This window comes from Rhizobium sp. BK602 (genome assembly GCF_014195095.1).
GTDB lineage: Bacteria > Pseudomonadota > Alphaproteobacteria > Rhizobiales > Rhizobiaceae > Rhizobium.
Window position 1 is genome coordinate 77,639 of sequence record NZ_JACIBC010000002.1, and the last position, 12,168, is coordinate 89,806.

Genomic DNA, 12,168 nt, shown 5'->3' on the forward strand with positions numbered 1-12,168 from the left:
ATGATCGGAGGCAGTCTATTCGCAGCCGGCCCGCCCAGCCGCCTATGGTTTCGCGCGATACGACCATCAGCATTTCGCAAAATGCCGCTACCAGCGAAAAAATCCACCGATCAGCGAAATTTGACGTTTACGCAAACGTCAATATTTTGTAAGACTAGCGTAACAGCCGGAGTGCGAGGTCCGGCGACGAATTGGAGGAATTCGAAAGATGCCAGTCTACAAGGCTCCGGTGACCGATACGCTCTTCGTCCTGAACGATGTGCTCGGGCTGGAACGCTATAACAACCTGCCGGGATTTGCCGAGGCCAGCCCCGACATGATCGAAGCGATCGTCGGCGAGGCGGCCAAGCTGGCCGAAGAGGTGCTGTTCCCGCTGAACTATTCCGGTGATCAGGAAGGCTGCGTGCGTCACGACGACGCCACGGTCTCGACGCCGAAGGGTTTCAAGCAGGCTTATAAGGCCTATTGCGAGGCCGGCTGGATGGGTCTTGCCGTGCCGGAGGCGTTCGGTGGACAGGGCTTGCCCTATACGCTGCATGCTGCAATCGGCGAATATACCTCTGCCGCCAACATGGCGCTGATGATGTATCCCGGCCTGACGCAGGGCGCGATCGCCGCCATCCTCGTGCATGGCTCCGACGAGCAGAAGCGCACCTATCTGCCGAAGATGGTCGAGGGCATCTGGTCCGGCACCATGAACCTCACCGAGCCGCATTGCGGCACCGATCTCGGCCTGCTGCGCACCAAGGCGGTGCCGCAAGGCGACGGCAGCTACAAGATTTCCGGCCAGAAGATCTTCATCTCCGCCGGCGAGCACGACATGACGGACAATATCGTCCATCTGGTCCTTGCCCGTATCGAGGGTGCGCCGGAGGGCACCAAGGGTATCTCGCTGTTCATCGTGCCGAAATACATGGTGAAGGAAGACGGCTCGCTCGGCGCGCGTAATCCGGTCTCCTGCGGCGCGATCGAGCACAAGATGGGCATTCACGGCAACGCCACCTGCGTCATGAATTATGACGAGGCCACCGGCTTCCTGATCGGTGCCGAGAACAAGGGCCTCAACGCCATGTTCGTGATGATGAACGAGGCGCGCCTCGGCGTCGGCCTGCAGGGTCTCTCCATCGCGGAGATCGCCTATCAGAATGCTGCCAACTATGCCCGCGAGCGCATCCAGGGCCGCTCGCTCTCCGGCCCGAAGGCGCCGGACAAGAAGGCCGATCCGATCATCGTCCATCCGGATATCCGCCGCACGCTGATGACGATCCGCGCCTTCAACGAGGCCGGCCGCGCTTTCCTGCTCTGGACGGCGCTGAAATCGGACATCGCCCATCGCTCGCAGGACGAGAAGGAACGGCAGGCAGCCGACGATATCCTCGGTCTGGCGACGCCGATCCTCAAGGGCGTCATGACCGACAAGGGCTTCGACCATGCGGTCATGGCGCAGCAGGTGTTCGGCGGTCACGGCTATATCGAAGAACACGGCATGAGCCAGTATGTTCGCGACGCCCGCATCACCATGATCTACGAAGGCGCCAACGGCATCCAGGCGCTCGATCTCGTCGGCCGCAAGCTGGCGCTGAACGGCGGCCGCGCCGTCATGGCGCTCTTCAAGGAAATCGGCGACTTCTGCGAAGAGAACCGCAACGACGAGCAGATGGCCTTCTTCACCAAGCACCTGAAGAAGGGCTTGAACGACGTGCAGGCCGCGACCATGTGGTTCATGCAGAACGCCATGGCCAAGCCCGACAATGCCGGCGCCGGCTCGACCGACTACATGCACCTCTTCGGCCTCGTCGTCCTCGGCTATATGTGGGCGAAGATGGCCAAGGCGGCGCAGGCAGGCCTTGCGAGCGGCGACACCGCGCGCGAGGATTATCTGAAGAACAAGCTTGTCACGGCGCGATTCTACATGGAGCGCATCATGCCGGAAACGGCGCTGCGCAAGGCCCGCATCGAAACCGGCGCCGACACGGTGATGGAACTGGCGGCGGAAGCGTTTTGATAAAAATCCCCTTCTCCCCAGCGGGGAGAAGGTGCCCGAAGGGCGGAAGAGGGGGGCGAGGAGCAGAGCTCCGAGGCCTTGAGCGGCAAGCGAAAGGCAGCCTTACGGTGCAACGGCCCCTCAATCCGCGCGTGCCGCGCGACCTTCTCCCCGTGGGGAGAGGGTGGAAACGGTGGCTTACGCCGCCGTATCTTGATTTCGTAGACGGCGCTCGCCGCCGCAGGGAGATGAGACATGACCGAGGTTTTCATTTACGACCATGTGCGCACGCCGCGCGGGCGCGGCAAGAAGGATGGATCGCTGCACGAGGTGCCATCCGTCCGTCTGGCCGCCAAAACGCTGGAAGCGATCCGCGACCGCAACGGGCTCGACACGAAGACGGTGGACGACATCATCATGGGCTGCGTCGATCCGGTGATGGATGCCGGCGCCGTCATTCCGAAGGCGGCCGCCTTCGAGGCGGGATATTCGACCACCGCGCCCGGCATGCAGATCTCACGCTTTTGCGCCTCCGGCCTCGATGCCGTGAATTTCGGCACGGCCAAGATCGCCCAAGGGGCTGACGATATCGTCATTGCCGGCGGTGTCGAAAGCATGTCGCGCGTCGGTCTCGGCATGTCCGGCGGCGCCTGGTTCATGGACCCCTCGGTGAACTTCCCGGCCTATTTCATGCCGCAAGGCGTGTCGGCCGACCTGATTGCCACCAAATACGGCTTCTCGCGCGATGACGTCGACGCCTATGCCGTCGAAAGCCAGAAGCGGGCGGCCAATGCCTGGGAGAAGGGCTATTTCAGCAAGTCCGTCGTGCCGGTGAAGGACGTCAACGGCCTGACCATCCTCGACCGCGACGAGCATATGCGTCCCGGCACCGACATGCAGGCGCTGGCCTCGCTCAATCCGTCCTTCCAGATGCCCGGCGAAATGGGCGGCTTCGAAGCCGTCGGCATCCAGGCGCATCCGGAAATCGAGCGCATCAACTATGTGCATCACGCCGGTAATTCCTCCGGCATCGTCGATGGTGCCGCTGCCGTGCTGCTCGGCTCCAAGGCGGGTGGCGAGAGCATGGGGCTGAAGCCGCGCGGCCGCATCAAGGCCTTCGCCAATATCGGCTCCGATCCGGCGCTGATGCTGACCGGCCCGGTCGACGTCACCGAAAAGCTGCTGAAGCGCACCGGCATGAAGCTCGCCGATATCGATCTGTTCGAGCTCAATGAGGCTTTCGCCGCCGTCGTGCTGCGCTACATGCAGGCATTCGACATTGCGCACGACAAGATCAACGTCAATGGCGGCGCCATTGCCATGGGCCATCCGCTCGGCGCCACCGGCGCGATGATCCTCGGCACCGTGCTCGACGAACTGGAACGCCGCGATCTCAACACCGCACTCGTGACACTTTGCATCGGCGCCGGCATGGGCACGGCCACGATCGTCGAACGCGTCTGAGGGGAGGAAACCAATGGCTTACACGAATTTCACCGTCGAGACCGACGCGGACGGCATCGGACTCGTCACCTGGGACATGCCGGGCAAGTCCATGAACGTCTTCACCGCCGAGGTGATGGACGAGCTGAACGCCATCATCGACGCGACCGTCGCGGACGCCGCCGTCAAGGGCGTGGTCTTCACCTCAGGCAAATCGTCCTTCTCCGGCGGCGCCGACCTGTCGATGATCAAGTCGATGTTCTCCTTCTATCAGGATGAGAAGGCGAAGGACCCGGCCGGCGCCGCGCAGAAACTCTTCGAGCTTGTCGGACGCATGACCGGCCTGTTCCGAAAGCTGGAAACCTGCGGCAAGCCGTGGGTTTCGGCCATCAACGGCACCTGCATGGGCGGCGCTTTCGAGCTGTCGCTCGCCTGCCATGGCCGCGTCGCCTCCAGCGCCAAGAGCGTCAAGATCGCGTTGCCCGAGGTCAAGGTCGGTATCTTCCCCGGCGCCGGCGGCACGCAGCGCGTTTCGCGCCTGACGGATGCGCAATCCGCCCTGCAGATGATGACAACGGGCCAGTCGCTGACGGCGGCGCGCGCCAAGGCGATGAACCTGGTGCATCAGGTGGTCGAGCCGGATCAGCTGATCCCGGCGGCCAAGCAGATGATCAAGGATGGGCTGAAGCCTGTGGCGCCCTGGGACGAAAAGGGCTTCAAGGTGCCCGGTGGCGGCATCTGGACGCCGGCATCCGCCCAGCTCTGGCCGGCCGCACCGGCTATCCTTCGCCGCGAAACCGCGGGCAATTATCCGGCCGCGCTCGCCATCCTGAAATGCGTCTATGAGGGCCTGCAGGTGCCCTTCGACACCGGCCTGAAGATCGAGCAGCGCTATTTCACGCAGGTCCTGCAGACCAGCGAAGCCTATTCGATGATCCGTTCGCTGTTCATCTCCATGCAGGAACTCGGCAAGGGTGCCCGCCGCCCGGCCGGCCAGCCGAAGACGGTGCTGAAGAAGGTCGGCGTCGTCGGCGCTGGCTTCATGGGCGCTTCCATCGCCTATGTCACCGCCGCCGCCGGCATCCCGGTCACCCTGATCGACCGCGACATCGATGCGGCGACCAAGGGCAAGAGCGTCGGCGAAGGTCTGGTGAAGGATGCAATCGGTAAGGGAAGGCTGACGCAGGAAGATGGCGTGGCGCTGCTGTCCCGCATCACGCCCTCGGCCGACTATGCCGATCTGAAGGATGCCGATCTCGTCATCGAGGCGGTGTTCGAGGATCGCGAGGTCAAGAAGGCGGTCATCGAGGCGGTGGAAGCCGTACTGCCGGAAGGCGCCGTCTTCGCCTCCAACACCTCGACGCTGCCGATCACCGGTCTCGCGAAGAACTCCAAGCGTCCGGCTGACTTCATCGGCGTCCATTTCTTCTCGCCGGTCGAGAAGATGATGCTGACCGAGGTCATCCTCGGCAAGGAAACCGGTGATCGCGCGCTGGCCGTGGCGCTCGATTATGTCGCCGCCATCCGGAAGACGCCGATCGTCGTCAACGACACGCGCGGCTTCTTCGTCAATCGCTGCGTGCTGCGCTACATGTCGGAATCCTACGACATGCTGATCGAAGGCGTGCCGCCGGCGATGATCGAGAATGCCGCCAAGATGGCCGGCATGCCCGTGGGGCCGCTGGCGCTCAACGACGAAGTGGCCATCGACCTCTCGCTGAAGATCCTCAAGGCGGCTGTCGCTGATCTCGGCGAGAAGGCGGTCGATCCGCGCCACATGCAGCTGATCACCCGCCTGGTCGAGGGCGAGGGCCGCTTCGGTCGCAAGAATGCCAAGGGCTTCTACGACTACCCGCCGAAGCCGGCCAAGAAATCGCTCTGGCCGGGCCTGACGGAATTCTATCCGCAGAAGAACGCCGATGAGGTCGACGTCAACGTCCTGAAGCAGCGTTTCCTCGCAACCGTTGCGCTGGAGGCCGCCCGCACGGTCGAGGAGGGTATCGTCACCGACCCGCGCGAAGCCGATGTCGGCTCCATCCTCGGCTTCGGTTTCGCGCCCTATACTGGCGGTGCGCTCTCCTATATCGACGGCATGGGCGTCAAGGCCTTCGTGGAACTCTGCGAGACCCTGGCCAAGAACTATGGCCCGCATTTCAGGCCGACGGCGCTGTTGAAGGATATGGCCGCGAAGGGCGAGACCTTCTACGGACGCTTCGATCCGTATGGTGTCAAGAAGGCGGCCTGAGGTGGCCGTCTTTCCCTGACGGCAAAGAATGGGCCGCTCCTGCCGGGGCGGCCCTTTTTGTATGGATGGAGACAGTTCGGTGAAGTTGGCATCTAATTGGTAAGTATTATCTTACGCTGATACTGCCATTTTTCCCCGTCCGATTCTCAGAGCAAATATACCGCCGCCAACCAGTAGCAGGATCGCCGCCGCATAGATGTCGGCGGTCTCCGCGAAGCCGAGCGCCCTGGACAGGAAGCCGGCGAGGATGGCAGGCAGGCTGAAGGCAAGATAGCTCTGGATGTAGAAGGCCGAGAGCAGGCCGGCGCGCTCATCCGGCTTGGCGAGCGGCATGATGCTGCGCACCGTGCCGAGAAAGGTTGTGCCGAAGCCGGCGCCGGCGATCAGCGTGCCGATGGCCAGAAGCGACACCTGCGCGATGTGCACGCCGGCGATGACGGCCAATATGCCCGGAACCATGGTGGAGATGCCGAAAGTCAGCGCCCTTGCGGCGGAGGCCCTGCGCATCAGGAAGACCGAGCTTGCGCCGCTGATCGTCAACGCGGCGACCACCGAGCCGCCGACCAGCGGCGCGGCGCTGCCGGTCGTGGCGCTGACCAGCGACGGCACCAGCGAGAGATAGAAGCCGGCCAGCGCCCAGACCGAGATATTGATCGGCGTCAGGACCAGCAATGTCCGGCGGACCTGCGGTGGGACGGCAACCTCGGGCTTCAGCGAGGCCAGAAGCCCCGGTCGGCGAATGGTCGTTTCGGGTATCCGCCAGATCAGGACCGCGTGCGCCACCAGCAGGGCAAGAAAAACGGCGTAGACGAGGAACATCGGTGCCGGGGCATATTGTACCAGTATGCTGGTGCCGAGCGCACCGACCGCCATGCCAGACAGTGGCGCGATGCTGTTGGTCACCGACCCCTTGATCGGATCGAGATCGACGAGGGCGGCGCCGATCGAACTTGCCGCCGCGCCCGTCGCGAAACCCTGCACGATGCGAGCGGCGATCAGCCAGTTCGGGCCGTCAGCCATTAAAAACAGCGCCATCGCCACCATATTGAGAAGGAGCGACGCGAAGATCACCGGGCGTCGCCCGAGATGATCGGAGATCGAGCCGGCGATCAGCAGCGAGATGAGGAGGGCGAAGGCATAGACGGCAAAGATCACCGTGATCACCACCGGCGAGAAGGCGAAGGCCTGCTGGTAGATGCGATAGAGCGGTGTCGGCGCGGAGGAGGCGGCAAAGAAGGTGACGCTCGTGGCAGCATAGAAGAGCGAGGCTAGCCTCGATGCGGAGTGATGCGGCGCGCTGGCGGTGGATTCGATCGCGTTCATCGGCTATATCCTGGCTTAAAGCTAAGGTTTTGCGTTAGACTGATATAGGGTGAGGCGCAGCTAAAAGCAAATAATTTGCGTTAGTGCGAGGCTTTCATGCTTCTGTGCTGGCGTAAACAACGGGAAAGATTGGCACAACACGAATGGTTTCGAAGGAAAATCCGCGTCCTGGCGGCCGCAGCGCCAGGGTTCAGGCTGCCGTGCATCAAGCGGTTCGCGATATGCTGGCATCCATGGATCGCGCCGACGTGACGATCCCGCTGATCGCACAGCGTGCCAATGTGACGCCATCGACGATCTACCGCCGCTGGGGCGACCTGCAGGAGCTGTTGGCCGATGTCGCCGCGTCGCGTCTGCAGCCGGAGACGGAGCCGGCGAAAATCGGTAGCGCGCGGGCGGATCTGGAAGCCTGGGTCGAGCAATATGCCGACGAGATGTCCTCCGGCGTCGGCCGGGAAATGATTCGCGACATCCTCTCGGTCGCCGATACGGCCACGGCGGAAAAATGCAGCGGCTATACCCAGCAGCAATTGCGCGTCCTCGTGGCGAGGGCACAGGAGCGGGGCGAGGCGTTTCCGACATTCACCGACCTGATGGATCACGTCATCTCGCCGATCATGTATCGCATCCTCTTCGAGCAGGCGCCGGACGCCGGTTATATTCGCGGACTGATTTCGCGGCTGATGCCGCAGGACGCGGCGAAATTCTGACGCCATCAAGGGAGAGGCTTCGCCTGCCCGAGCGACTCACTTGTCACAAGATGGGACGCTTGCCTCCATTTTGCCTATGTTGCCCGCAACTGACGAATAGGTAGGCGAGTGATCACAATTAAAAATTGCCAAACCCAAGAAATTCCTTTGGGATATGCCTTCGTGCGTTAAGTATCGCTCCATTTAGCTATTGAAAAATAATACGAAAGATGATGCTAATAGTTGCCGATGAATTCAACGGCAACGCGAAGGGGACTACACAATGCTTAATGAATTCAAGGCATTTATTGCCAAGGGCAATGTCATGGATCTCGCCGTCGGCGTGATCATTGGCGGCGCTTTCGGCGGTATCGTAAAATCATTGGTTGATGATATCATCATGCCGATCGTCGGTGCGATTTTTGGCGGCTTTGATTTTTCGAATTACTTCATCGGCCTCTCCTCGGCGGTCAATGCGCCGACGCTGGCTGCCGCCCGTGCGCAGGGCGCGGTTTTCGCTTATGGTAATTTCATCACCGTTCTGATCAACTTCCTGATCCTCGCCTGGATCATCTTCCTGATGGTCAAGGGTGTGAATACGCTGCGCAAGCAGGTCGAGCGCAAGCAGGAAACGGTCGCGGAGGCCGCACCGCCGCCGGCCGATGTTCAGCTGCTCACGGAAATCCGCGATCTTCTCGCCAAGCGTTAAGACGCTTTTTCAAGATGCGTTTCAAAGCCTCGGCCTCGCAAGGGCCGGGGCTTTATTCATCACGAAAATCGATCGGTCGCTAAGGCAAAGTCATGGGATTTGTCCGCGCTTCTGCTTTATGAAGGCGAAAACCGGAGACTTTGCATGTCGATACTCAATAGCCTCAGCCCGCGTGCCCTGGCGGCACCCGAAAGCGGGATCGTGGAAGTGGTGAATTATGCGCGCGGCCGCGACGGCCTGCTGCCGCTCTGGGTGGGCGAGGGCGATCTGCCGACGCCGGATTTCATCAGCCGCGCCGCCGTGGCCTCGCTCAACGCCGGCGAAACCTTCTACACCTGGCAGCGCGGCATTCCGGAGCTGCGCCAGGCACTCTCGGCCTATTATGGCCGCCACTTCGGCACCTCCCTGCCGATGGAGCATTTCTACGTCACCGGCTCCGGCATGCAGGCGATCCAGCTTTCGGTGCAGGCGATCACCTCGCCCGGCGACGAGATGATCTATCTGACGCCGGCCTGGCCGAACATCGCCGCCGCGCTGGAGATTGCCGGCGCCCGTTCTGTCGGCGTGCCGCTGCAATTCGAAAACGGCAAGTGGACGCTCGATCTCGAGCGCCTGAAGGCGGCGATCACGCCGAGGACCAAGGGCCTGTTCATCAATACGCCGTCGAACCCGACCGGCTGGACCGCGACGCACAAGGATCTGTCCGACATACTGGCGCTTGCCCGCGAGCACGGTCTCTGGATCATGGCCGACGAAATCTATGCGCTCTATTATTATGCCGGCGGCCGCGCGCCCTCCTTCCTCGATATCAAGGAGCCCGACGACAGAATTCTCTTCGTCAATTCCTTTTCGAAGAACTGGTCGATGACCGGCTGGCGCGTCGGCTGGATCGTGGCGCCGCCGGAGCTTGGCCAGGTGCTGGAAAATCTCATCCAGTATGCGACCTCGGGCGTGGCGCAGTTCATGCAGCGAGGCGCCGTCGCCGCGCTCGACGAGGGTGATGATTTCGTTCGCTCCAACATCGCCAAGGCCACCCGCTCGCGCGATATCCTCTGCGACGCGCTGCTCGCCACCAACCGCGTGCAGACGCTCAAGCCGGATGGCGCGCTCTATGCCTTCCTCAAGATCGATGGCGTCACCGACAGCCGCGCCGCCGCCATCGATATCGTCGACAAGACCGGCGTCGGTCTCGCGCCGGGAACGGCCTTCGGCGAGGGCGGCGAACTCTTCATGCGCGCCTGCTTCCTGCGCGATCCCAGGCAGGTGGAGGATGCGGCGGAGCGGTTGAGCCGGTATATTTTGAGCCTCTAGTAGCAAGACTGTCTACATGGGAGTGCGGCTTTCGATCTGCGGCGCCTCTGATACCCCCTTTGCCGCGAGAGCGACAGAGGGGGCGCACTCTCGACAGATTCCATGGTTTCCGGCGGGATTCCGCCGCCACAGCCAAGATCGCTAAAATCCCACCAATCCCGGAAAGCCTTGCCTAACCATCGCAGCAAACTTCCCCGCCCGGCACTCCGGTTTTAATCAAATCGCACGAATGCAACCCGCATATATCCCCTGCTTGAGACTTGGCGGGGACGCGAAGAATGACGGTGTTGGTGACGGGCGGAGCCGGCTATATCGGCAGCCACATGGTCTGGAGATTGCTGGATGCCGGTGAGGACGTGGTGGTCGTCGATCGCCTGTCCACCGGCTTTCGCTGGGCGGTTCCGCCGGCGGCGCGCTTCTATCTCGGCGATGTCGCCGATCCGCTGTTGCTGCAGACGATCTTTGCCGAAAACCAGATTGATGCGATCATCCATTTTGCCGGTTCGGCTGTCGTGCCGGCCTCCATCCAAGACCCGCTCGCCTATTATGAGAACAACACCGACAAGACGCGGCTGCTGATGAGCGCGGCGATCCGCGCCGGCATCCGTCATTTCGTCTTTTCTTCCACCGCCGCCGTCTATGGCCCGCAGCCGGATGGCAAGCTGGTCGGCGAAGACGCGCCGTCAAGGCCCGAAACCCCCTACGGTCAGTCCAAGCTGATGTCGGAAATCATGCTGCGCGATGCCGCCGCCGCCCATGATTTCCGCTATGCGGCGCTGCGCTATTTCAATGTGTCCGGCGCCGATCCGCAGGGCAGGACGGGCCAATCGACGGATGGCGCCACGCATCTGATCAAGGTTGCCTGCGAGGCAGCCCTCGGCCGCCGCCGCCAGGTCGATATCTATGGCACCGACTATCCGACGCATGACGGCACCGGCGTGCGCGATTACATCCATGTCTCCGATCTCGTCGAGGCGCATCTGGCGGCCCTGCGGCATTTGCGCTGCGGCGGCCGGCCGCTTGTCGCCAATTGCGGCTATGGCGCGGGCTATTCCGTGCTCGATGTCCTGAACATGGTCATGCGCGTCCATGGCCGGGCCTTCCGGATTCATATGGCGCCGCGCCGCCCGGGCGATGCCGCCAGCATCGTCGCCGACGCCACGCTCGCGCGACGGGAACTCGGCTGGGTGCCGCAGCATGATTGCCTGGAGACCATCGTCCGCTCCTCGCTGGAATGGGAGATCCAGCTTGCCCAGCGATCCGGTTTCGATGCCGGCGGTCTGCGGAAGGTATTTGCCGCGCCGAGCTTCTAGAGCAATTCCAGGAAAAGTGCGTAGCGGTTTTCCGTCCGGAATTGCGCTGAAACGCCCTAAGCTGATCCGTGCCCGAGAAAGGCCGGGGCGTTGCGCTGCACGGCATCCATCAGAAATTCGATGACGGTGCGCACGCGCGGCGATTGCCGGAGGTCGCGGTGACAGGTGATCCAGTAATGGCGCCGCAGGTCGACCTCGTCCGGCAGCACCATTTGCAGGTCCGGATGGCGGCAGGCGATGAAGAAGGGCAGCACGCAGAGCCCGAGCCCGCTCTTCGTCGCCGATAGCTGCGCGAAGATGCTGGAGCTCTGGAATTGCGGCCGGATGCGGGGATGGATGTCGCCGAGATAATCGAGGCCCGGCGCGAAGATCATGTCCTCGATATAGCCGACGAAGGCGTGATCCGGCAGATCGTTGCGGCTTTTGACCGGACCGTGTGCGGCAAGATAGTCCCGCGAGCCGTAGACCTGCAGGTGATAGTCGGTGAGCTTTTCCGTGAAGTAGGGACCGGCCTTCGGCGGGTCCAGCACCACGACGATATCGGCTTCCTTGCGCGACAGCGACATGATCTGCTGGATCGTCACCAGTTCCAGCGCGATGTTCGGATATTTCGCCGTGAACTCCGGCAGCATGGTGGTGAAGAAGAAATTGGAAAATCCTTCCGGAGCGCTGATGCGCACGACGCCGCGCTGCGCCGCCGAGCCCGCCGCCAGGTCCGCCCGCAGCCGCTCGGTCTCCTGCTCCATCCGCTCGGCCGTGTCGATGAAGCGCTGGCCCATGCCGGTCAGCACGTAGCCGCGCGGATTGCGCTCGAAAAGCTTGACCTTCAAGGCGAATTCCAGCCGGTCGATGCGGCGCGAAACGGTGGCGTGACTGGTGCGCAATTGTCGCGCGGCGGTGGAAAGCTGGCCGGTCCTCGCCACGGCCAGGAAGAACTGCAGATCGTCCCAGGTGAAATTCGGCGCGGTCTTCATGTCTCCCCTTCTGTTCAAAAATGAACAGACCCTGTTTGGAATTAATTGCAAACGTCACTTGCGTCAACGCGCGATTTCCATGATCTTGCGGGACGGGAAAGCCGTTTTGAGGAGCTCGGCTGGCCAATTCTGAACAGATTCACGCTTGCCAAATCTTTGGCCAAATCTCTGGGAGGA

At 62.3% G+C, this 12,168-nt stretch carries 9 protein-coding genes; 7 read left to right on the forward strand and 2 right to left on the reverse strand.

Annotation, left to right across the window (positions count from 1 at the left end; translation table 11 throughout):
* Positions 1 to 208 precede the first annotated feature (208 nt).
* The 3 genes from FHX11_RS05800 to FHX11_RS05810 all read left to right on the forward strand — a co-directional run bounded on the left by FHX11_RS05800 (position 209) and on the right by FHX11_RS05810 (position 5,672).
* The gene (locus FHX11_RS05800) at positions 209 to 2,005 is read left to right on the forward strand and encodes an acyl-CoA dehydrogenase C-terminal domain-containing protein (RefSeq protein ID WP_184355997.1); all 1,797 of its coding nucleotides are present in this window, start codon (positions 209 to 211) and stop codon (positions 2,003 to 2,005) included.
* A gap of 234 nt (positions 2,006 to 2,239) precedes the next feature.
* Positions 2,240 to 3,448, forward strand: a complete 1,209-nt coding sequence (locus FHX11_RS05805; protein ID WP_184355999.1) for an acetyl-CoA C-acetyltransferase — start codon at positions 2,240 to 2,242, stop codon at positions 3,446 to 3,448.
* Positions 3,449 to 3,461: 13 nt separating this feature from the next.
* Positions 3,462 to 5,672 carry a 3-hydroxyacyl-CoA dehydrogenase NAD-binding domain-containing protein gene (locus tag FHX11_RS05810; RefSeq protein WP_184356001.1) on the forward strand — a complete coding sequence of 737 codons (2,211 nt, stop codon included), beginning with the start codon at positions 3,462 to 3,464 and terminating at the stop codon, positions 5,670 to 5,672.
* A 111-nt stretch (positions 5,673 to 5,783) separates the two neighbouring features.
* On the opposite strand, the gene FHX11_RS05815 is transcribed toward FHX11_RS05810, so the two are convergent.
* A complete protein-coding gene (locus FHX11_RS05815) occupies positions 5,784 to 6,995 on the reverse strand; it encodes an MFS transporter (protein ID WP_184356003.1) in 1,212 nt (403 codons plus the stop codon).
* 143 nt (positions 6,996 to 7,138) lie between these two features.
* Between FHX11_RS05815 and FHX11_RS05820 the strand changes: the two genes are divergently transcribed.
* The 4 genes from FHX11_RS05820 (at position 7,139) to galE (ending at position 11,017) form a co-directional block, all read left to right on the forward strand.
* Entirely contained in the window at positions 7,139 to 7,705 is a 567-nt protein-coding gene (locus FHX11_RS05820; protein ID WP_184356005.1) for a TetR/AcrR family transcriptional regulator, read from the forward strand.
* 262 nt (positions 7,706 to 7,967) lie between these two features.
* Positions 7,968 to 8,393, forward strand: a complete 426-nt coding sequence (gene mscL, locus FHX11_RS05825; protein WP_184356007.1) for a large conductance mechanosensitive channel protein MscL — start codon at positions 7,968 to 7,970, stop codon at positions 8,391 to 8,393.
* 144 nt (positions 8,394 to 8,537) lie between these two features.
* On the forward strand, positions 8,538 to 9,704 hold the full coding sequence (locus tag FHX11_RS05830) for a pyridoxal phosphate-dependent aminotransferase (protein ID WP_184356009.1): 1,167 nt from the start codon (positions 8,538 to 8,540) through the stop codon (positions 9,702 to 9,704).
* Positions 9,705 to 9,982: 278 nt separating this feature from the next.
* On the forward strand, positions 9,983 to 11,017 hold the full coding sequence (gene galE, locus FHX11_RS05835; RefSeq protein WP_184356011.1) for a UDP-glucose 4-epimerase GalE: 1,035 nt from the start codon (positions 9,983 to 9,985) through the stop codon (positions 11,015 to 11,017).
* 56 nt (positions 11,018 to 11,073) lie between these two features.
* On the opposite strand, the gene FHX11_RS05840 is transcribed toward galE, so the two are convergent.
* Positions 11,074 to 11,991: a LysR family transcriptional regulator gene (locus FHX11_RS05840; RefSeq protein ID WP_184356013.1), complete on the reverse strand. Its 918-nt coding sequence runs from the start codon at positions 11,989 to 11,991 to the stop codon at positions 11,074 to 11,076.
* Positions 11,992 to 12,168 lie beyond the last annotated feature (177 nt).